We start from the raw sequence: 20,167 nt of genomic DNA on the forward strand, positions 1-20,167 counted from the left end.
GGCCCTGGTCATGAACGCGGTAGGCGTGTCCGCCGGCGAGCAGAGCCTCGGCCCGACAGCGCGCCGGATGATCCTCGGTTCGCAGCTTCGCCGCCTGCGCGAGGAAGCCGGGATCACGCGCCAGCAGGCGGGCTACAACATCCGCGGTTCGGAATCCAAGATCTCCCGGCTGGAGCTCGGCCGCGTCGGCTTCAAGGAACGCGACGTCGCCGACCTGCTCACCATGTACGGCGTCTCCGACGAGGAAGAGCGCAAAGCGTTCCTCGACATGGTCAAGCAGTCGAATGAAGCGGGCTGGTGGCGCAAGTTCGGGGAGACGGTGCCCGCGTGGTTCACCGACCTCGTCGGCTTGGAGGAAGCGGCGTCCCGCATCCAGATCTGGGAGCCGCTGTTCGTGTCGGGCCTGCTCCAGATCGAGCCGTACGCGCGGGCGATCTTCAGCCACGGCCGTCCGGAGATGGCCGACGAACGCGTGGACCAGCTGGTCGCCCTGCGCATGCGGCGGCAGAAGATGCTGGCCCGCCCCGACGCGCCGCGGATCTGGGCGGTGCTCGACGAATCGGTGCTGTACCGGCCGATCGGCGGCCCGAAGGTGTTCCGGCAGCAGCTGGAGTACCTGCTCGAGGTCACCACCCTGCCGCACGTGTCGGTGCAGATCCTTCCGTACTGCCGAAGCGGCCTGTCGGCCGAGCACGCGTTCTCGCTGCTGCGCTTCGCGGAGGCGGAACTGCCGAACATCGTCTACGTCGAGTACCTGACCGGCGCGCACTACCTGGACAAGCGCGACGAGACCGAGAAGTACGGCCGGGCGCTGGACCTGCTCGCGGTCGACGCGGAAACTCCCGAACGCAGCCGGGCCCGCATCGCCAAGCGCAAGGCCGAGATCTAAGTCGGCTCCTAGGTCTCCGGGGGAATTCTCCTCGCCGGGAATTCCGCCCCGGCCATCCGGCGACGACTAGCCGAATAGAGAACACCGCACCGCATTTTCATCACCGAGCGTGCATAAGTCCGGAAACGCGTCCCCGCTAACCCGGGGTGCAGGCCCTCCCGATCGATGCTCCGGTCATCACGGTAAGTGTCCCTCATTCACTCACTGCACTCAGCGGCGGCGAGTCCCGAACGCATTCCGTTAACAGCCTGCCAATATCGTGACTCCAGGTAGCAATTAGCCCGCTCGGGTAGTGCTCGAATCACCCGTCTGGGAACTTCTACTGAACCGTGTCGTCACGCAGTGAGAAATTTGCAGAAAATTTTGCACGTGCATTTACCGCTGCATGCGCGCGTGCTAGCGTCGAAGTCACAGGCAGATGCACATGCAGATTCCTGAGCTTTTCATCGTCCTTCCCGGAAGGTGGCATCATGGCTGAGCGGTTCGAGAACGGTATTCCGGCCGACCGTCTGACCGGAGCGCAGTGGCGCAAGGCGAGCTACAGCGGCGCGGTAGGCAACTGCGTCGAAGTGGCCCCGCTGTCCTCGGGCGAGATCGCGATGCGGAACTCCCGTTTCCCGGAGGGCCCGGCGCTCGTCTACACGCGGGCCGAGATGGCCGCCTTCCTGGCGGGAGCCAAGGACGGCGAATTCGACGATGTCCTCGGCTGAGACCGACGTCGTCGGCTCGACCTTCGACCTCGAAGAGGGCCTGCAGCAACTGATCGCCCGCGGCTACCAGTTCGTCCACCCGACGGACGGGAGCGGGGAAGTGCAGGCCGTGGTCGGAGTGCGAGTCCACGACAACGTAGTAGACGTGGTCCGCCTGAACGCGGAGGACGACGTCGAGGCCACCCGCCTCCCTGGCAGCGAGCACAACATCTTCGCCCCGACCGCGACATTGTGGCGCTCGCGCGGCGAAGCAAACCAGGTACTGGGCGAAGTGCTAGCCCTCCCCGAGCGCTCACCGGCCCCCACCGCCGTCTCCACGAACGGCTGCTGGGTCCCCGGCCGAGGCGGCCGCTCGAAGTGGCTAGCCGCCCGTTAGCTCCACCCCCCTCCGCGCTGTTCCCCACCGGCGCCCCCAGTTTCAGGCCCCGTACGAAGTGGCCCAATCCACTTCGTGCGGGGCCTGGCTCATTTCCGCCCCGCCCCCACCTCCGCGCGCTCCCGCCCCCGCCGCCGCGCACTCCCGGCCCCGGCCACCGTCCGTGAGGGCCACCCTCGCGCCCCAGGGTTCCCCTCACGACCCCCCGCCTCCGCCGCAACACCACCTCGAGACGCAAGCCCCTCCCACCGAAAAAACGCAATCCCGCACCCCCACCAGCTCCATGCAGCCACCCCCCGCCCTGCACCCCGATACGAAGCCTCCCTGCGGTCTGAGGGTGGTTGTCAAGGCATCTTTCCCGCCTTGACAACCACCCTCAGACCGTCAGCACACTCGGCTTCGGGGTGCCTGCCCAGCCCCCTCAGCAATGTCGCCGCCAGGCGACGAGCCGAACCCCCCCCAGCAACAAGACCCCCGCTCCAAACCAAGACCACCGCTCACAAACCCATCCCCCAGAGTGGGCAGAACCACCCCGCGCCCGGCCTCCCAGCCCCGTCCACCCCTTACACTTGAACGTGCCCCGCCCGCGTCTTCCTGGGAGCTCCCCGGTGGTTTCCGACCCCTCCGCCAGTCCTGCTCGACCCGAAGATCACGAAGATCAACCCGAACGGGAACCCCGTGAGGAGTGCGGCGTCTTCGGCGTCTGGGCTCCGGGGGAAGAAGTCGCCAAGCTCACCTACTACGGCCTCTACGCCCTGCAGCACCGCGGGCAGGAGGCAGCGGGCATCTCCGTCTCGGACGGCTCGCAGATCGTCGTCTTCAAGGACCTCGGGCTGGTCAGCCAGGTCTTCGACGAGCAGGTCCTGCAGTCGCTGCAGGGGCACATCGCCGTCGGGCACTGCCGGTACTCCACGACCGGGGCCACGATCTGGGAGAACGCCCAGCCGATCTTCCGCACCACGGACACCGGCAGCGGCCTGTCCTTCGCGCACAACGGCAACCTGGTCAACACCGCCGAACTGCGCGATCGCACCGTCGCCGCGGGGCTGAAGCCGCACGCCGGGCTCACCGGGTCCTCCAGCGACTCCGACCTCGTCTGCGGGCTGCTCGCCGCGAACGCCGCGGACAAGGGCATCGAGGCCGCCGCGCTGGACCTGCTGCCGACCCTCAAGGGCGCGTTCTGCCTGGTCTTCGCCGACGAGAACACCCTGTACGCGGCCCGCGATCCGCACGGCGTGCACCCGCTGGTGCTCGGCCGGCTGGAGCGCGGCTGGGTCGTGGCGAGCGAAACCGCCGCGCTCGACATCTGCGGCGCGTCGTTCGTGCGCGAGGTCGAGCCGGGCGAGCTGATCGCCATCGACGCCGAGGGGCTGCGTTCGTCGCGGTTCGCCAACCCGGAGCCCAAGGGCTGCGTCTTCGAGTACGTCTATCTGGCGCGTCCGGACACGTCGATCGCCGGCCGCAGCGTGCACGCCACGCGCGTCGAGATCGGCCGCAAGCTGGCCGCCGAGCACCCGGTCGACGCCGACCTCGTGATGCCGGTGCCGGAGTCCGGCACCCCGGCCGCGATCGGGTACGCGCAGGGCTCGGGCCTCCCGTACGGCACCGGTCTGGTCAAGAACGCCTACGTCGGGCGCACGTTCATCCAGCCGTCGCAGACTATCCGGCAGCTCGGCATCCGGCTGAAGCTGAACCCGCTGCGCGACGTCATCCGCGGCAAGCGGCTGGTCGTGGTGGACGACTCGATCGTCCGCGGCAACACCCAGCGCGCGCTCGTGCGGATGCTGCGCGAGGCCGGGGCGCTCGAGGTGCACGTGCGGATCGCGTCGCCGCCGGTGCGGTGGCCGTGCTTCTACGGCATCGACTTCGCCTCGCGTGCCGAACTCGTCGCCAACGGCGTCGACCTGGACGGCATCCGGCGTTCGATCGGGGCCGATTCGCTCGGCTACATTTCGCTGGACGGCCTGGTCGCGGCGTCGGAGCAGCCGAAGTCGCGGCTGTGCACGGCGTGCTTCTCCGGCGAGTACCCGATTCCGCTGCCCGAGGACGCGCTCATCGGCAAGCACCTGCTCGAAAGCATGGACGCCGCCGGTGGCGCGGCGACTCCGGTCAGCGCCGCCGGGTACGGTGCCGAAGACGCCGTCCGGCGTCCGTGAACCAAGCATGTCCAGTAGGGAGTCCGCTTCCGTGAGCGAGTCCACGAGCGCCACGTACGCAGCCGCCGGGGTCAGCATCGACGCCGGTGACCAGGCCGTCGAGCTGCTCAAGCCACACGCCGAGCGGGCCACCCGGCCCGAGGTGCGCGGCGGGGTCGGCGGTTTCGCCGGGCTTTTCTCCCTCAAGCTCGACAAGTGGAAAGAGCCGATCCTCGCGTCGTCGACCGACGGCGTCGGCACCAAGATCGCGGTCGCGCAGGCGCTCGACAAGCACGACACGGTCGGCATCGACCTGGTCGCGATGGTGGTCGACGACCTGGTCGTCACCGGGGCCGAGCCGCTCTTTCTGCAGGACTACATCGCGGTCGGCAAGGTCGTGCCGGAGAAGATCGCGGCGCTGGTCGGCGGCATCGCCGAGGGCTGTGTCCAGGCGGGCTGCGCGCTGCTCGGCGGCGAGACCGCAGAGCACCCCGGCCTGATGGGCGAGCACGACTACGACCTGTCGGCCACCGGCGTCGGCGCGGTCGAGGCGTCCGCGCTGCTGTCGCCGGAGAAGGTCCGCCCCGGCGACGTCGTCCTCGCGATGGGCTCGTCCGGGCTGCACTCCAACGGCTACTCGCTGGCCCGGCACGTGCTGCTGGACATCGCGCGGATGCCGCTGGACGGGCACGTCGAGGAATTCGGCCGCACGCTGGGCGAGGAACTGCTCGAGCCGACCAAGATCTACGCGAAGGACTGCCTCGCGCTGGTCGCCGAGACCGAGGTGCGCACGTTCGCGCACATCACCGGCGGCGGCCTGGAGGCCAACCTCGCCCGGGTGATGCCGCGCGGCCTGGTCGCCAAGCTCGAACGCGGCACGTGGACGCCGGCTCCGGTGTTCGCGCTGATCGGGCAGCGCGGCAAGGTCGAGCGGGCGGAGCTGGAGAAGACGTTCAACATGGGCGTCGGCATGGTGGCGATCGTGTCGTCGGAGGACGTCGACCGGGCACTGGCGGTGCTCACCGCCCGGCACGTGCCCGCGTGGATCCTCGGAGACGTCCAGCCCGCCGAAGACCCGGACGGCCCGCGCGCGGTCCTGTCCGGCGACCACCCGCGGTTCTGAAAGCCGCTTGCCCTGTCTTGAGACACTGAGGACATGGCGGAGGACGTACGCGTCGGCGCCCGGTTCGTGATCCCGGGCGCCGAACTGCGAGAGCGCTTCTCCCGATCCTCAGGACCGGGCGGACAAGGCGTGAACACGACGGACTCGCGCGTCGAGCTGTCGTTCGACGTCGCGGGCTCCGCCGTGATCCCGCCCGCGCTGAAAGAACGCATCACGACCCGGCTGGGCTCCCGCCTGGTCGGCGGCGTGCTGACCATCGCCGCCAGCGAACACCGCTCCCAACTTATGAACCGCGACGCGGCCCGGGAGCGGTTGGCGGAGGTGCTGACGAAGGCTTCCGCACCACCGCCAGCCAAGCGGCGCCCGACCAAGCCGTCACGAGGCTCGAAGGAACGCCGGCTGGCGGCGAAAAAACGACGCAGCGACGTGAAGCGCGGCCGGGGTGGCCGGTACGACGATTAGAGTTGTTGATCACTGCGGGTGAAGGCTTGGCTGGGGATTTCGCTGAATTGCCTTCTTGTGATTTGTATTCCGCCTTCGCTATTCCTGGGGAGTGACGCGATCCCCGGAACGGCGAATTCCCGCCGAAGTCGATTTCGACCACCTCGATCCCGCGGTCGCCGAAGACGTTTACGCACGTCTCGGCGCTATCCGGCGGGTTTGCCCCGTGGCGAGAAGCTCCGCGCATGGCGGGTTCCACCTGCTGACCGGCTACGACGAGATCCGGGAAGCGGCCAGCGATGGCGAGATATTCAGTTCGTATGTGCATGGCCTCGGCGCTGCGGATGTCGTAGCCGAGGATGCTGAATCCGAAGACAATCCGCCACCGAGAGCGCCTTTGTTTGAATTCGACGGCCGGGCACACTTGGCGTGGCGGCGGATTCTCCGACCCTATTTCACGCCTGCTGCGGCAAAGGAACACGAGTCACTCATCCGGCGGTTGTGCCGAGAGGCCCTCGCCGGATTCGCCAAGGACGGCCGAGCCGAACTCGTAACTGCCTACACGCAGGTGGTTCCGCCGCTCGTCGTCGCGGCCTTGCTCGGTGTTCCGGAAGGCGAGCGAGGGCGGCTGGCTGAACACGCCAAGCGACTGGTCGCCGCCGAAAGCAGGGAGGAAGCGGAGGAGCGTGGTCGCGAGTACGCGAAGCTCCTGCTCGGCCACATCCGGGAACGGGTTGGCACGCCGCGGGAGGACATGCTGTCCGACGTCATCCATGCTGACCTCGGCGAGACCGTCAGCGAACGGCAGGTGCTGCGCTTCGCCTCGCTGATGGTCGCTGCTGGTCAGCTCATCACCACCACTGACGCGGCCGCCACGATGGCGTTGCTGCTGGCCGAGAACCCGGACCTGCGGGAGCGGGTGCGCGGCAGCCAGAAGGCGTTGGACGAGTTCATCGAGGAAGCGGTCCGCTATGAGCCCGCTGTGGCGGCGACCGGGCGGGCGGTCACGCGGCCGACCACGCTGGGCGGGGTGCTGCTCGACGCAGGCGATCGAGTGCTGCTCACGTGGGGAAGCGCCAACCGCGACGAGCGGCATTTCCTCGACGGGGACGTCTTCCGTCCGGAGCGGGGGCGGACGCGGCCAGCTCATCTCGGCTGGGGTGCTGGGGCGCATCGGTGCCTCGGCCGACATCTTGCCCGGGTCGAGTTGCGGGTCATGGTGCAGGAGTTGCTCGCGGCCCTGCCGAACATGCGGCTTCACCCGGAAGCCCGGCCGCAGCGCACCTATGGCGTGATTCGTGGGGTGCGGGAGGTGCTGGTCGAGTGGTAGCCGGTTCCTTGCCGCCGCAACGGCGATGCGGGGCGGCGGCAAGGAACAAGCCAGCTAGCTCAGCGACAGGTGCACACACTCACCAGCAACCCGGTACCCAGCACGCCGATACACCGTCCCGATCCCCACGTCGCCCGGCGTAAGGAATGCTGTTCGTGCGCCGCGGGCGTGGGCGAGGTGCGTTAAGTGGGCCGTGATTGCCGCCGCGATGCCTTGGCCTCGGTGGTCTGCCGCCACTGCGATGCCGACGATTTCCGTCGTTCCGGAGACGATGTCCAGGGCGATTCCGCCGCCCACAATGGTTTCGCCGTGTTCGGCCAGGACGGTCAGGTGGTGGCGGTTGCGTTCGACATCGGCGTCGGACACCTCCGGCGGCTCTCCGAAGGCCACGTTCTGCACCGACCGCAGGCGGCGGAATTCCTCGTCGGACGACGGTTCGCGCAGCTGAATGTGTTCTGGCGCAAGGCAATCCACGCGGTCTTCAGCAGTGCAGGTCATTACCGGCACGCGTCGTTCGAGAGTGAATCCCGCGGCGGCAAGGGAAGCCTCGACATCCGGGGCGGCGTCGGTGAAGAACTCCAGCCTGGGCAGGAGATTTCGTTGCCGGTAAGCGGAAATCAGGCGAGCGAGATCCTCGGTCGAGGGCTGCGCGCCGTCGTCGGGGATTGCGTAGTTCTCCATCGGATGGGAGCTGTCCTTGGCGTAAGTCGCCAGGAACGGGCCGATTCGTTCGGTTTCGCGGCCGAGCGGTGCGGTCGCGCGGACGTAAGCCTGAAGGGCGGACATCTCTGGGAGAAGCCTTTCGGGAAGAAGGAATGCAGCACGAAAACGGCAGGCCGAACAGCTCAGGCCACGCGGCCGGAGCGGGCCGTGGCGGAGCACATAGGCATTCCTTCGTCCGAAACGAACTTCCCGCTTATCGTCTCAGACCGGGCAAGCGAATTAAGGGCTCAGCGAAGGGCGGCGCGCGCCTGGTCCACGATCCGGGCCAGGTGCACGCCCCGGCGGACATCGCAGGGATGCGTGGTCGTTCCGCTCGACACCATCGCGGCGAAATCGTCCAGCAGCGCCGTGTACGCGTCGTTCGCCGTTCCGGTGCGGCCGAGCGTGCGGAAACCGTGCTCGCCGAAGACCGAGTACTCGACCACCGTCGGCTGAACCGGCAGGCGCAGGCTGAGCGTCGCGGTGCTCGTGATGCCGCCTTCGTGTTCGAGCAGCAGTTGCCACAGGTCTTCGGGGCCGCGGTGCGCGGCGAGAACGTCCGTGATCGGGCCGAGGGCGGCGTCGAGCAGGTCGAACGCGTGCGGGCCGATGTCGGCGAGTGCGCCGCCAGCCGGGTCCTGTCGCCAGGCCGAGGTCGCGTACTTGCCGTCGAGCAGCGCGCCGGACAGCCACCGCACGCTGCCGCCACGCCAGCCGCCAGCCGCGGTGACGCCGTCCAGCCAGTCGCGCGTCTGCTGGGCGAACCGCAGCGTCAGCATCACCAGCGAGGCGACGCCAGCGGACGTCACCGCGTCGGCGAGCCGCTGCGCCGTGGCCAGGTCAGCAGCGATCGGTTTTTCCAGGATCAGGTGCTTGCCCGCCTCCGCGGCCCGGGTCGCCATCTCGGCCTGCACGGTCGGCGGCACGGCGAACGCGAGTGCGTCGACCTGCTCGAACAGCTCGTCCAGATCGCTGGTCGGCACCGCGTCGTAGGCCTGCGCCAGCGCGGCGGCGGCTTCCGGCCGGCGGCTCCACACAGCACTGAGCACGGTCCCTGGATGATCCGCGAGCCCGGGGGCGTGCACCGTGGTGGCCCACGGTCCGGTTCCTACGAGGCCGACGCGCAGCTGGTCCTGTCCCACGCCCGGAAGTGTAGGTGTGTCCGCGGTCGCTTCCGGCGGGGCCTGCGGTGCGTTAACGTCGACAAGTTCTTCGCCACGAACGGGGGAAGCCGGTGAGAATCCGGCGCTGGCCCGCAACCGTGAGCGGCCCCGGGAGGGACCGCGAGCCGGATCGCCCGTCGTGGTCCGATCGATGCGAGGTACATCTGACATGCGGTTCGTGCACGCGCGGCACTGGGGGCGAGTCCTCGCCGGCTGCGCTCTTCTCGTCGCTACCGGTTTAGGCGGGGCGTCCTCCGCTTCGGCCACCACGCCCGGCAAGGGCACCGACGGCTATTGCCAGGACGACAACGGCGTCACCGTGATCGTCGACTTCCAGGGGCTCGGCGGTGAAACCCTGATCCGGTGCGCTCCGGGCAAGCAGGAAAACGGCGTCACCGCCCTGCAGAACGCCGGCTTCGAACTCACCGGCGCGGGCAAGTACGGCCTGGCGGTGATGTGCAAGATCGAAGGCAAACCCGCCGATCAGACCTGCACCGGCATGCCGCCGGAGAAGGCGTCGTGGAGCTTCTGGACCGCCACGAACGGCGGCAAATGGGAGTCGGCGCAGGTCGGTGCGCAGAGCTGGAAGCCGCCGGCCGGTGCGTTCGAGGGCTGGTCGTTCGCGATCGGCAAGTCCTATACCGAATATCCGCCGCCGCGCACCGCGCCGGTGCGCAAGGCCGCCGCGCCCGCCCCGGCTCCGGCGTCCACTTCGGACAGTGGGTTCCCGTGGGGCCTGGTGCTCGGCATCGTGGTCGTCGTGCTGCTCGTGGTGGCCGGGACGGTCGTCGCGGTGCGCCGCCGGCGTGCCGCGGAGTAGCCCGCGAGCGCTCCATCCCGGCGCGTGGTGGGTGTGGGCGCTCGCGCTCGCCGTCGCCGCGAGCCGGACCACGAACCCGGTTCTGCTTGCCTTGGTGATCGCGGTGGCCGGGTTCGTCGTGGTGCTCCGCCGCGGCGACGCGCCCTGGGCGCTGGCGTTCCGGATGTACGCCTGGATCGCCGGGGTGATCCTGGTGTCGCGCGTGCTGTTCCGGATCCTGATCGGCGGCGAGGACGGCGGCCACGTCCTGTTCACGCTGCCGGCCATCCCGCTGCCGAGCGTCGCGGCCGGCATCCAGCTCCTCGGCCCCACCTCGGCCGAGGAGCTGCTCGGCGGGTTCTACGACGGGCTCCGGCTCGCGACGATCGTGCTCTGCGTCGGTGCCGCGAACGCGCTCGCGAACCCGAAACGCCTGCTCAAGGCCGTACCCGGGGCGCTGTATGAGGTGGGGACGGCGGTCACCGTCGCGCTGTCCGTGGCACCGCAGCTGGTCGAGAGCGTGCAGCGGGTGCGCCGGGCACGTCGGCTGCGTTCCGGGAAGACGCGCGGTCTGCGGTTCGTGAAGGGGATTTTCGTGCCGGTGCTCGCCGACGCCATGGACCGGTCGCTGCAGCTCGCGGCGGCCATGGACTCCCGCGGCTACGGACGGCGCAGCTACCTCTCGCCGCGCGTCCGGATGCTGATCGCGACCTGCGTGCTGGCCGGTCTGGTCGGCGTCGCGGTCGGGGTTTACGGCGTGCTCGACGGGTCCGCTTCGTGGCTCGGCGTGCCCATGCTCATCGCCGGTCTGCTGCTTGCCGCCGCCGGATTCGTGCTGGGCGGACGGCAGATCCGGCGCACGACCTACCGGCCCGATCCGTGGCGGCTGCCGGAAACGCTGGTCGCGCTGTGCGGCGTCGCGACCGCGGTGCTCGTGCTGCTGGCCGACCCGGTTTCGCTCATCACGCCGGCCAGCCCGCTGACTTGGCCGGAGCTGCCGCTGCTGCCGACCGTCGCGGTGCTGATCAGCGTGGCGCCCGCTTGGTTCGCGCCGCGTCCGGCGCTGGTGTCGGAGGTTGCCCGATGATCGAGTTTTCGCACGTCAGCGTCACTTACGACGGGGCCGAGCGGCCGGTGCTCCAGGACGTGGACCTGACGATCGAGGAGGGCGAACTCTGCCTCGTCGCTGGCCGCACCGGGGTCGGCAAGTCGACCTTGCTCGGCGCGATCAACGGCCTGGTTCCGCATTTCACCGGCGGCACGCTGGCCGGACGCGTCAAGGTCGCCGGGCTCGACACGGCGACGCATCCGCCGCGCGAACTGGCCTCGGTGGTCGGCGTGGTCGGGCAGGATCCGCTCGCCGGATTCGTCACCGACACCGTCGAGGAAGAACTCGCGTACGCGATGGAGCAGCTCGCTGTCGCGCCGGACGTGATGCGCAAGCGCGTCGAGGAAACCCTGGACCTGCTGGGCATCGCCGAACTCCGCGACCGTCCACTTCGGACACTCTCCGGCGGGCAGCAGCAACGCGTCGCGATCGGCGCGGTGCTCACCGCGCATCCGAGCGTGCTGGTGCTGGACGAACCGACGTCGGCACTCGATCCGACCGCGGCCGAGGAGGTCCTGGCCGCGATCACGCGCTTGGTGCACGACCTGGGTACGACCGTCGTCGTCGCCGAACACCGGATGGAACGCGTCGCGCAGTACGCCGACCGCCTGCTCTACCTGCCCGGCGACGGCACCGTCGTCTCCGGCCAACCGGCGGAGGTTTTCGCCGAGACCGACGTCGCCCCGCCGATCGTGGAGCTGGGCAGGCTCGCCGGCTGGTCGCCGCTGCCGCTGTCGGTCCGCGACGCCCGCCGCCTCGCCCGTCCGCTCCGGGAACGCCTCGCCGAGCGTCGCCCGGCCCAGGTCACGCAAAGCACTGGCGAAGCGGTCCTCACCGCGAGGGGCGTGCGGGTCCGATACGGCGGCGTGAACGCGGTACGCGGCGTTGACCTGCGGCTGAACCGGGGCGAGGTCGTCGCGCTGATGGGCCGGAACGGCTCGGGCAAGTCCTCGCTGCTGTGGGCGTTGCAGGGCAGCGGGCCCCGATCCGACGGCACGGTCGACGTCCTCGGCGCGGACCCGAAGACGCTCCGGTCGCGGGCTGCCCGCGCGCGGGTCGGGCTGGTCCCGCAAACCCCGTCTGACCTGCTGTATCTCGATTCGGTCGGTGCGGAATGCCGCCAAGCCGACGTCGAATCGGAGGTCGCCGCGGGCACCGCCCGGAAGCTCCTCGACCGCCTCGTGCCCGGGATCGACGACGCCACCAACCCGCGCGACCTGTCCGAAGGCCAGCGCCTCGCCCTGGTCCTGGCCGTGCAGCTGGCCGCCGCCCCGCCGGTCGTGCTGCTGGACGAGCCGACCCGCGGCCTCGACTACCCGGCGAAACGGCACTTCGCGGCCATCCTCGCCGACCTGGCCGCCGACGGACACGCGGTGCTGCTGGCGACCCACGACGTCGAGTTCGTCGCCTCCGCCGCGCACCGCGTCGTGGTCCTCGCCGAGGGCGAGGTGGTCGCCGACGGCCCGACCGCGGACGTCGTCGTGGCCTCACCCGCCTTCGCGCCGCAGGTGGCGAAGATCCTCGCGCCGGAACCGTGGCTGACCGTGGACGCGGTGGCGAAGGCGCTGGCGTGACCGATTTCCTGGGCCCAGCCGTCCGCATCCGGCACCGCACAGCGCTGGTGCTGACGGTTGCCGTCGTCGTCGGGCTGGCGATGTTCTGCTGGCCGCTGCTGGCCCGCAGCTCCGTCGGCACGTCCGCGCACGTGACCGACGCGCCGTTCGTTTTCCTCGTGACGCTCCCGGTGCTGATCCTGATCGTGCTCGCCGAACTGTCCAGCGGCGGACTCGACGCGAAGGCGCTCGCGCTGCTCGGCGTGCTGTCCGCGGTGAACGCCGCGCTGCGTCCGCTCGGCGCGGGCACCGGCGGGATCGAGCTGGTGTTCTTCCTGCTCGTGCTGGCCGGGCGGGTGTTCGGGCCGGGCTTCGGGTTCGTCCTGGGGTCGACGTCGCTGTTCGCGTCCGCGCTGCTCACCGGCGGAGTCGGACCGTGGCTGCCGTTCCAGATGCTGGCGTCGGCGCTGGTCGGACTGGGCGCCGGGCTGCTGCCGCGGCGGGTGCGGGGCCGGTGGGAGATCGCGCTGCTGGCGTTCTACGGCGTGGTCGCCGCCTACTTCTACGGCCTCGCGATGAGCCTGTTCACCTGGCCGTTCCTGGCGGGCCACACCGCGCTGGACTTCGTCCCGGGCGGCCCGCTCGGCGAGAACCTGCACCGGTTCCTGGTCTTCACCGTGCTGACGTCCACCCTGGGCTGGGACACCGGCCGCGCGCTCACGAACCTGGCCGCGATCGTCGTGCTGGGCCCGGCGATCCTGACTGTGCTGCGCCGGGCCGCCCGACGAGCGGCGTTCAGCTGAGCGACTGGCCGACCCTGTCCAGCACCTCGACGAGCTGCGCCATTCCGGCCGCGTTCGGGAAGTGCGAGGTGTCGAGGCCGTGCACCTCGAACTGGTTGCCAGGCGTGCGCGCGTCGGCCTCGGCGATCATCCGGTCCTGCAGGGCGAGCGGCACCAGACGGTCTTGGCGATGCCGGACGTAAAACCGCGGGACGCGACCCCACCGCTCCGGCGTGCCGCGCGAGTCGGTCGAGCTGCGGCCGATGATGTCGTCCGGAGCCATCGAGTTGAGCAGGGCGTAGAACTCGCCGTCGGTGGCGTCCGCGCAGAGTGCCGCGGCGTCGTAGACCAGCCTGATACGACAGCCGGAACTGCTGCTCCGGCTGCGGCACCCCGACCCCGCGATACCCGCGCAGCACGAGTTCCGGCGGGGCGGCGGACACGCCGTTGGCACCGGCGGCGAAGACGAACGTCGAAGTCATGCCGCACAGTCAAGCGAGCCGCCCGGCCGCGCACAGCGGGTAAAGGTTGCCCCGGACCCGCAACTGAAGTCAGGAGTACGAGTAGAACCCGCGCCCGGTCTTCTTGCCGAGCAGCCCGGCGTCCACCATGCGCAGCAGCAGCGGCGGCGACGAGTACAGCGGCTCCTTGAACTCGGCGTACATCGAGTCCGCGATGGCCTTGATGGTGTCGAGGCCGATCAGGTCGGACAGCCGCAGCGGACCCATCGGATGCGCCGTGCCCAGCTCCATGCCGCGGTCGATGTCCTCGGCCGAGGCGAAGCCCGATTCGATCATCCGGATCGCCGACAGCAGATACGGCACGAGCAGCGAGTTCACGATGAACCCGGCCCGGTCCTGCGACCGGATCACCGTCTTGCCCAGCGCGCCGGTGGCGTGCTCCTCGGCCCGGCGGGCGGTCTCCTCGCTGGTCAGCAGCGACGGGACCAGCTCGACCAGCGGCAGCACCGGCACCGGGTTGAAGAAGTGGATGCCGACGACCTGCTGCGGACGGCCGGTGGCCATGCCGAGCTTCATGATCGGGATCGACGACGTGTTGGACGCGAACACCGCGTCCTCGCGTTCGACGATCTTGTCCAGCTGCCGGAACACGTCGACCTTGGCCTGTTCCTGTTCCAGGATGGCCTCGACGACGAGATCGCGGTCGGCGAACTCGGCGAGGTCCGTGGTGAAGCGTAGCCGCCCGAGTGCCGCCTCGGCGTCCTCGGCGGCCAGCTTGCCGCTTTTGACGCCGCGCTGCAGCGACTTCTCGATGCGCGCCTTGCCCGCGTCGAGGGCGGGCTGGTTCACCTCGGTGACCAGCACGTCCAATCCGGACCTGGCGTGCACCTCGGCGATGCCGGAGCCCATCAGCCCGGCTCCGACCACACCTACTCGTGCGATGTCGCTCACCCGTCCAACTCCTTCGTCACCTCACCGGCAGGCAAGAAAAACGGGCAGCACACAACGCGCGAGGGCGTCTCGGACACCCGGTCCGATTCCGCCCTCGCGTGTCATGTGCCTGCGTCAACGGCGGTACTCGTCGTACCCGTCGTCGTACGGGTCCTCGTACCGCTTGTCGTCCTCGTGGTTGTCCGAGGAACTACTCGACAGCTCGCGCTGCAAAGCATCGAAGTCGGTTTCGTGGGAGCTGTATTTGAGCTCGCGCGCCACCTTCGTCTGCTTGGCCTTAGCCCGGCCGCGCCCCATGGCTCGACCCCCTCGCACAGGGGCGGGGCGGCCGGGGGAATCGGCGGCCCCGCATCGTCTCGACAGTTCTTTCCTGCTGACACCGTACCGTGTCCCGGGGGTTGGATGCGACGTGGCACGGTGTGCTCGTCGCGACAGTGTCCGCCGGACGCCGGTTACCGGCACGTCGATGCGGATCGGCGCTGGTCGGCGTGCCACGATGCTCGGGTGCTCCGACCCTTCGTGGCCTATCTGCGGGTGTACGAACCTCTGCGCGCGCTGGGCGATCCTCCCGCGCAACAGCTGGTCGAGGCCGTTTCCGCGGGCGGGCTCAGCCGGGTCGGGATCGGCGAACGCGAACAGTGGATGTGGCTCAAGTCACAGGCAGCCGCGCCGGCGCGGCTGCTGCCCGCGCAGCTGCGCGACGGACGGCCCTCGCCGAGCCTCGTCACCGACGTGCTCGTGCTCGACCCGGCCGACGTCCCGGCCGGCCACACGGGCGAAGGCCCGTTCGCGTGCCCGCTCGAACTGCGCGCCCGCTCCGCCGCCGCGTTGAGCACCTTCCTCGCCGACGCCGAGCCGGCGTTGCGGATCGCGGTGCTGGAAGCGGGCGGCGTCACCGCGGACCGGGCCCGCGCGCAGACGAAGGCCGCGATGACCGACCTCACCGCCACCGCCGCGCACACCCTCACCACCACCTGGACCGTGCCGCTGCCCTGGTTCTCGCTGGTCGACCCGGACGAACGCAAGCTCGTGCTCGGCAGCGGCCCGGCCGATCCGGCGCGGGAAGCGTCCTGGCGCACGCCGATGTCGGCCGCGCTCCGCCGGGCGTCCGAGGCGGGCGAGCTGATCGAGACGACCTTCGGCGACTCCGGCCCCGGCCGGGTGCTCTCGCAAACCCGGCAGTGGCTGGAGAGCTTCGACCCGGACTCGATCGTCGAACTGGACTACGGCGGTCTCGTGCAGCTGTTCGCCGACTCGCTGCTCGACGCCGACTCCACCGCGGAGGAGGTCCACGACATCCTCGACGCGTTGCGCACCGGGAACGTCGAGGAGCTGGCCGAGCTGTTTTCGCAGCTGCGCGAGTTCTGGGGCGACCTCGCGGCTAAGGAGCACTCCAACTGACCCGCAGCTCGCCCTGGGGTTTTCCGCCGCCGAGCACCGGCGGGTGAGCCAGGTCGGACAGCTCTTCCGGCGTCTCGATGCCCAGGTGCGCGAGCACGGCCATGGCCAGCGGGACCCAGCCGCGCTTGGCGCCGTCCGCGATCTTGATCGCGCCCGCGGTGCCGTCGCCCAGCGCGAACGCCAGGACGCCCTCCGCTCCGCTCTTCACCAGCAACCCGGGCACGGCCCGCATCAGCCGGGTGTCTTCCCGGCCGGTGCCCGCGACCAGCCACGGGTGCGCGCGCATCGCATCCGCGACCCGGCGCTCGTCGGTGCCCGGTTCGGCCTGAACGAGCCTGCCGAACGACCGCGCGAGGCCAGTCGGCGAGAACGCGAACAACGGCGCGCTGCAGCCGTCCACCCCGACCGCGGCGATGGATTCGCCGGTCAGCTCCTCGACCGTCTTCGCGAGCTGGACCTGCAGCGGATGGTCCGGCTCGGCGTACCCGTCGGTGGGCCAGCCGTTCGCGACGCAGGTGGCGAGCATCGCGGCGTGCTTGCCCGAGCAGTTCATGGTGATCTTCCGCGGCTCGTCGGCCGCGCGCCGGGCGTCCTCGCCGATCGGGAACTCGGCCGGGCAGGCCAGCGCCGCCGGGTCGAGCCCCGCCTCGGAGAGCATGGCGGCCACCCGTTCGACATGTCCGGTTTCGCCGGAATGCGACGCGCAGCCCAGGGCCAGGTCCGCGCCGTCGTAGCCGAGCCCGGCGCGGAGCATCCCGACGCCCTGCAGCGGCTTGTTCGCCGAGCGAGGGAAGAACGGGCTGGTCACGTCGCCCGCGGAGAACCGGACCGAACCGTCCGGCGCGGTGACGACGAGGCATCCGTGGTGGACGCTCTCGACGAACCCGTTCCGGACGACCTCGACAAGGATCGGCTGGCCGGTCATTCCTCGGCGCGCCCCAGTTCGCTGTCCAGCAGCTGGTCCACGGTGGCCGCGCCGCTGCTGTAGCGCGCGGCGATCTCGGCGTTGAGCGTGTCCATCACGGTCTGGACCTGGCGGCGGAAGGAGGACACGGAGGCTTCCTCGGCCGCGTAGGTGTCCAGCGCGGCGGCGAGCTTGTCGTCGGAGAGCGAACCGACGTCGGTGAGCCCGGTGTCGCCGATCAGCGCCTCCGCGTGTCTGCGGTGCTCGCCCGCGCGGGACGGTTCGAGCTGCTGGTGGCGGCCGGAACCGGCGGCCGGGCCGAGCGCGTTGTCGGCGAGGATCGACGCCAGCCGGTCGACGATGCTGCTTTCCCCGCCGGACGAACGGCGCTCCTGTTCGGCGCGCACGATGTCGATGCGGGCGTGCAGGAGCCGGCGCAGGTAGGACAGGTCCGTCTCTTCCTGCGCGGCCTCGTCGCGCCGCTCGCGCAGCACCGGGAGCGGCAAGTCGCCTAATCCGGTGAGATATCCCGGGCCGAGGACGCGGTCGATCCGTCGTCGCCCGCCGGGACGCACTTCGATCACGGGCACATCCTGCTCCACATTCGGCGACGACGCTACCGTCGAGTTCACTTCAGCCCCGCAGTCTCTGCGCCGCTTCCCGTCCGGGCGCCGCGTGCTCGCCGGGCACCGAGTCCGGATCGACAGTGGCCTGGACCACTCGGTCCTCGTCGCCTGCCAGCAGTTCCGCCCCGCCCGGCACCGAACGTTTGACCAGCGCCAGCGCGATCGGCCCGAGTTCGTGGTGCTGCGCGACCGTGCCGATCCGGCCGACCACGCGCTCGCCGAGCTTCACCGGATCGCCGGTCTCCGGGGTGATCTCCGGCGAACCGTCGAGGTGCAGCAGCGCGAGATACCGCGGCGGGCGGCCGACGTTGTGCACCTTCGAGACGGTTTCCTGGCCGCGGTAGCAGCCCTTCGCGACGTGCGCGGCCGAGCCGATCCAGCCGACCTCGTGCGGGATCGTCCGTTCGTCGGTGTCGACGCCGAGGCGAGGGTGCCGCGATTCCACGCGCAGCGCGTCGAAGGTCCAGGAGCCGGCCGGGCGCGCGCCCGCGTCGGTGAGCCGTTGCCACCATTGAGTGAGCTGAGCGCGCGGCACCACGAGGTCCGCACCCGCTCGCGTCGGCCACGGCATCCGGCGCGCGAAACCGCCCTCGGGCAGCGCGGCCACCGAATACGGTTCGGCGCCGAGTTCGACGCCGAGCACGCTGTCGGTCTCCGGGCCGAGGACGGTGAGAACGGCGAGTTCTTCGGTCACGTCGCGGATTTCGACCTTGGACCAGAACTTCATCGCTTCGAGGTACTCGCGCAGGGTTTGCTTGCCGCCCTTGGGCAACGCGCTCGTGACGAGCGGGCCGGGGTCGCTGTCGAGGTACACCGTCTCGCCGGTGTGCGCGAGCACGAAGTGGGTGTCGACGTGGCCCTGGCTGTCGAGAACGAGCGCTTCGGTGCCGGTGTTATCGGCGAGTTCGGTGACGTGCTGCGAGATCACCAAATGCAGCCAGGACAAGCGTTCCTCGCCGGTGACAGCGAGGATTTCACGGTGCGAGCGGTCGATCACGACCACTCCCCGGGCGGCGGTGCGCTGCTCGGCGAACGGATCGCCCCAGTGCCACGGAACTCCGGCTTCCGGATGGCCCTCGGGCGCGGCGACCGCGCGGGGGATTTCGAGCAGCGGCGAGCTGTACGGCATAGCCCCAAGAGTAAGTGAGTACCGTGTGAGGATGCGCGTTCTCGCCTTCCTCGACGGTTCACTGGCCGACCCCGAAGCCGCTCACCTCCGGGTGGACGACCTCGGCCTGCTGCGCGGAGACGGGGTGTTCGAAACGATCCTCGTGGCGGTGAAAAAGCCGCGGGAAATGCGTCCGCACCTCGACCGGCTCGCCCGTTCCGCGGCGATGCTCGACCTGCCGGCCCCGGACCTCGAAGGCTTCGCCCGAGCCGCGCAGGCGGTCGTCGATGCCTGGCAGGGCGGCCCGGAAATCGCGCTGAAACTCGTGTACACGCGGGGTGTCGACGGCGATCCGGAAGGCAAGCCGACGGCGTTCGCGATGGGCCTGGAGGTCGACGAGAAGGTGCTGCGGGCGCGCACCGAAGGCGTTTCGGTGGTGACCCTGGAACGCGGTTTCGGCCCCGAACTCGCCGAGCGCGCCCCGTGGCTTTTGCTCGGCGCGAAAACGGTTTCCTACGCGATGAACATGGCCGCCCTGCGCGAGGCGGCCCGGCGCGGAGCCCAAGATGTGATCTTCACCGCTACCGACGATTCGGTCCTCGAAGGACCGACGTCGACGGTCGTGCTGGCGAAGGAACGGACGCTCTACACCCCGCCGTCCACTGTTGGCATCCTGCCAGGAACAACGCAGTACGCGCTGTTCCGCGGCGCGGAGAAGGCGGGCTGGTCGGTGAAGGTGGAGCCGCTTTCGGTGGAGGACTTGCTGCGAGGGGACGGAGTTTTCCTCACGTCGTCGGTCCGGAAGGTGACCCGGGTGCACACGCTGAACGGGACGGAACTGCCGGACTCGACGGCAGTGCATGAGGAGCTGGTGGCGGCTTACGAGAGCGAGTACTGAGCGCTTCGCTCGGGTTTACGCGATAAGCCCGCTTGGGTCCGGCCGCGACCTGGCTCGTGGAGCCCCGCCGCCGGACCCGACTGGGCCCGCAGGAGGTGCACCAGGTCGCGCTCCCGATTGGCGGCGGAGGCGATGCTTGCCGGGCGGGCTCCCGGGGCGGTTAATCCGTGGGTGTCGCAGAACAGGTTCGTGCGTGTGGCCTGCTCTTCGATCGATCCGAAACCGTCCTCAGGGTCGGTCAGCGGTGCGAAGCGGCAGGCGTGTTCAGCCCCCCGGCGAACTTCTCACTCACCCCCGGCCCCCGGCTGACCAGCCGAAATCAGCACCACCGACGGCGTGACCCCCTCCGCCCGGTAAGCGGTGATCTTGTGGTGCCCGTCCACCAGCATCGGCCGCGTGCCGGACAGGACCACCGCCACCGGGCGGTGTCCGGCGCGGATCGCCGTTCGGTAGTACGCGACCCGGGCATCGTCGTCGTCCGGCCAGTCGTTCGCCGGGACCAGGTTCGCCGCCTCGAATCGTTGCGGGCCGCTCACCCGGTAGTGGCCGTCGACGAGCAACGACAGCAGTTCGCGGAGGGTTTCGGCCAGCGGGAGGCGTACCTGGCCGGTCGCGAGCGCGATGCGCAGCGACTGCGGCAGCTCCGCCCGTCCTCCGGTGTTCAGCTCCAGGAAACCCGCGCCGCCGGTGATCGTTACCCGTTCCAC

General features: G+C 70.0%; 22 protein-coding genes and 1 riboswitch. Of the genes, 13 read left to right on the forward strand and 9 right to left on the reverse strand.

Annotated elements, in window-relative coordinates:
• Nucleotides 1-10 precede the first annotated feature (10 nt).
• The 7 genes from F9C12_RS25475 (at nt 11) to F9C12_RS25505 (ending at nt 7,004) form a co-directional block, all read left to right on the forward strand.
• Entirely contained in the window at nt 11-889 is an 879-nt protein-coding gene (locus tag F9C12_RS25475; protein ID WP_409462065.1) for a helix-turn-helix domain-containing protein, read from the forward strand.
• Nucleotides 890-1,359: 470 nt separating this feature from the next.
• A complete protein-coding gene (locus tag F9C12_RS25480) occupies nt 1,360-1,599 on the forward strand; it encodes a DUF397 domain-containing protein (protein WP_409184346.1) in 240 nt (79 codons plus the stop codon).
• Nucleotides 1,586-1,975 carry a hypothetical protein gene (locus tag F9C12_RS25485; protein WP_409462066.1) on the forward strand — a complete coding sequence of 130 codons (390 nt, stop codon included), beginning with the start codon at nt 1,586-1,588 and terminating at the stop codon, nt 1,973-1,975. Before F9C12_RS25480 ends, F9C12_RS25485 begins: the two co-directional genes overlap by 14 nt.
• A gap of 608 nt (nt 1,976-2,583) precedes the next feature.
• Nucleotides 2,584-4,131 carry an amidophosphoribosyltransferase gene (gene purF, locus F9C12_RS25490; protein WP_409184348.1) on the forward strand — a complete coding sequence of 516 codons (1,548 nt, stop codon included), beginning with the start codon at nt 2,584-2,586 and terminating at the stop codon, nt 4,129-4,131.
• 31 nt (nt 4,132-4,162) lie between these two features.
• Complete coding sequence (gene purM, locus F9C12_RS25495) at nt 4,163-5,233, forward strand: phosphoribosylformylglycinamidine cyclo-ligase (RefSeq protein ID WP_037354000.1); 1,071 nt, start codon at nt 4,163-4,165, stop codon at nt 5,231-5,233.
• 33 nt (nt 5,234-5,266) lie between these two features.
• Nucleotides 5,267-5,695 (forward strand): alternative ribosome rescue aminoacyl-tRNA hydrolase ArfB, encoded by a 429-nt coding sequence (gene arfB, locus F9C12_RS25500; RefSeq protein WP_409462067.1) that lies wholly within the window; start codon nt 5,267-5,269, stop codon nt 5,693-5,695.
• A gap of 91 nt (nt 5,696-5,786) precedes the next feature.
• On the forward strand, nt 5,787-7,004 hold the full coding sequence (locus F9C12_RS25505; RefSeq protein ID WP_409462068.1) for a cytochrome P450: 1,218 nt from the start codon (nt 5,787-5,789) through the stop codon (nt 7,002-7,004).
• 54 nt (nt 7,005-7,058) lie between these two features.
• Here the strand turns inward: F9C12_RS25505 and F9C12_RS25510 are convergent, their stop codons facing one another.
• Both F9C12_RS25510 and F9C12_RS25515 read right to left on the reverse strand, forming a co-directional pair.
• Entirely contained in the window at nt 7,059-7,790 is a 732-nt protein-coding gene (locus tag F9C12_RS25510) for a GNAT family N-acetyltransferase (RefSeq protein ID WP_409467072.1), read from the reverse strand.
• 164 nt (nt 7,791-7,954) lie between these two features.
• Nucleotides 7,955-8,848, reverse strand: coding sequence for a Gfo/Idh/MocA family protein (locus tag F9C12_RS25515; RefSeq protein ID WP_409462069.1), 894 nt, complete (start codon nt 8,846-8,848; stop codon nt 7,955-7,957).
• 47 nt (nt 8,849-8,895) lie between these two features.
• Nucleotides 8,896-9,026: riboswitch (cobalamin riboswitch) on the forward strand.
• A 12-nt stretch (nt 9,027-9,038) separates the two neighbouring features.
• On the opposite strand from F9C12_RS25515, the gene F9C12_RS25520 reads away from it, so the two are divergent.
• Genes F9C12_RS25520 through F9C12_RS25535 form a run of 4 tightly spaced genes read left to right on the forward strand, consistent with a single transcriptional unit; the run spans nt 9,039 to nt 13,132 of the window.
• Nucleotides 9,039-9,689 (forward strand): hypothetical protein, encoded by a 651-nt coding sequence (locus tag F9C12_RS25520; RefSeq protein WP_409462070.1) that lies wholly within the window; start codon nt 9,039-9,041, stop codon nt 9,687-9,689.
• Nucleotides 9,676-10,755, forward strand: a complete 1,080-nt coding sequence (locus tag F9C12_RS25525) for a CbiQ family ECF transporter T component (protein ID WP_409462071.1) — start codon at nt 9,676-9,678, stop codon at nt 10,753-10,755. The genes F9C12_RS25520 and F9C12_RS25525 overlap by 14 nt, the downstream gene beginning before the upstream one ends.
• On the forward strand, nt 10,752-12,350 hold the full coding sequence (locus tag F9C12_RS25530) for an ABC transporter ATP-binding protein (protein WP_409462072.1): 1,599 nt from the start codon (nt 10,752-10,754) through the stop codon (nt 12,348-12,350). Before F9C12_RS25525 ends, F9C12_RS25530 begins: the two co-directional genes overlap by 4 nt.
• Complete coding sequence (locus tag F9C12_RS25535) at nt 12,347-13,132, forward strand: ECF transporter S component (protein WP_409462073.1); 786 nt, start codon at nt 12,347-12,349, stop codon at nt 13,130-13,132. The genes F9C12_RS25530 and F9C12_RS25535 overlap by 4 nt, the downstream gene beginning before the upstream one ends.
• On the opposite strand, the gene F9C12_RS25540 is transcribed toward F9C12_RS25535, so the two are convergent.
• The 3 genes from F9C12_RS25540 to F9C12_RS25550 all read right to left on the reverse strand — a co-directional run bounded on the left by F9C12_RS25540 (nt 13,125) and on the right by F9C12_RS25550 (nt 14,820).
• The gene (locus F9C12_RS25540) at nt 13,125-13,394 is read right to left on the reverse strand and encodes a hypothetical protein (RefSeq protein ID WP_409462074.1); all 270 of its coding nucleotides are present in this window, start codon (nt 13,392-13,394) and stop codon (nt 13,125-13,127) included. The genes F9C12_RS25535 and F9C12_RS25540 overlap by 8 nt on opposite strands.
• Nucleotides 13,395-13,662: 268 nt before the next feature.
• Nucleotides 13,663-14,523: a 3-hydroxybutyryl-CoA dehydrogenase gene (locus F9C12_RS25545; protein WP_409184357.1), complete on the reverse strand. Its 861-nt coding sequence runs from the start codon at nt 14,521-14,523 to the stop codon at nt 13,663-13,665.
• A 114-nt stretch (nt 14,524-14,637) separates the two neighbouring features.
• The gene (locus F9C12_RS25550) at nt 14,638-14,820 is read right to left on the reverse strand and encodes a DUF3073 domain-containing protein (protein ID WP_037716129.1); all 183 of its coding nucleotides are present in this window, start codon (nt 14,818-14,820) and stop codon (nt 14,638-14,640) included.
• Nucleotides 14,821-15,027: 207 nt separating this feature from the next.
• Between F9C12_RS25550 and F9C12_RS25555 the strand changes: the two genes are divergently transcribed.
• Nucleotides 15,028-15,924, forward strand: a complete 897-nt coding sequence (locus tag F9C12_RS25555) for a hypothetical protein (RefSeq protein WP_409462075.1) — start codon at nt 15,028-15,030, stop codon at nt 15,922-15,924.
• Here F9C12_RS25555 and F9C12_RS25560 read toward each other — a convergent pair.
• From F9C12_RS25560 to F9C12_RS25570, 3 genes are read right to left on the reverse strand one after another with little or no spacing between them, the layout of a single operon-like run.
• Complete coding sequence (locus F9C12_RS25560) at nt 15,905-16,849, reverse strand: asparaginase (protein ID WP_409462076.1); 945 nt, start codon at nt 16,847-16,849, stop codon at nt 15,905-15,907. The two genes, F9C12_RS25555 and F9C12_RS25560, sit on opposite strands and share 20 nt — an antisense overlap.
• Nucleotides 16,846-17,412, reverse strand: coding sequence for an aerial mycelium formation protein (locus F9C12_RS25565; protein ID WP_409184360.1), 567 nt, complete (start codon nt 17,410-17,412; stop codon nt 16,846-16,848). Before F9C12_RS25565 ends, F9C12_RS25560 begins: the two co-directional genes overlap by 4 nt.
• A gap of 49 nt (nt 17,413-17,461) precedes the next feature.
• Nucleotides 17,462-18,583, reverse strand: a complete 1,122-nt coding sequence (locus tag F9C12_RS25570; protein WP_409462077.1) for a YgfZ/GcvT domain-containing protein — start codon at nt 18,581-18,583, stop codon at nt 17,462-17,464.
• A 31-nt stretch (nt 18,584-18,614) separates the two neighbouring features.
• On the opposite strand from F9C12_RS25570, the gene F9C12_RS25575 reads away from it, so the two are divergent.
• Entirely contained in the window at nt 18,615-19,460 is an 846-nt protein-coding gene (locus tag F9C12_RS25575; RefSeq protein WP_409184362.1) for an aminodeoxychorismate lyase, read from the forward strand.
• Between the two features lie 284 nt (nt 19,461-19,744).
• On the opposite strand, the gene F9C12_RS25580 is transcribed toward F9C12_RS25575, so the two are convergent.
• Nucleotides 19,745-20,167 carry a hypothetical protein gene (locus tag F9C12_RS25580; RefSeq protein ID WP_409462078.1) on the reverse strand — a complete coding sequence of 141 codons (423 nt, stop codon included), beginning with the start codon at nt 20,165-20,167 and terminating at the stop codon, nt 19,745-19,747.

Origin of the sequence: Amycolatopsis sp. GA6-003, from assembly GCF_046267895.1 — a bacterium.
In the GTDB taxonomy this organism is placed as follows: Bacteria; Actinomycetota; Actinomycetes; order Mycobacteriales; family Pseudonocardiaceae; genus Amycolatopsis.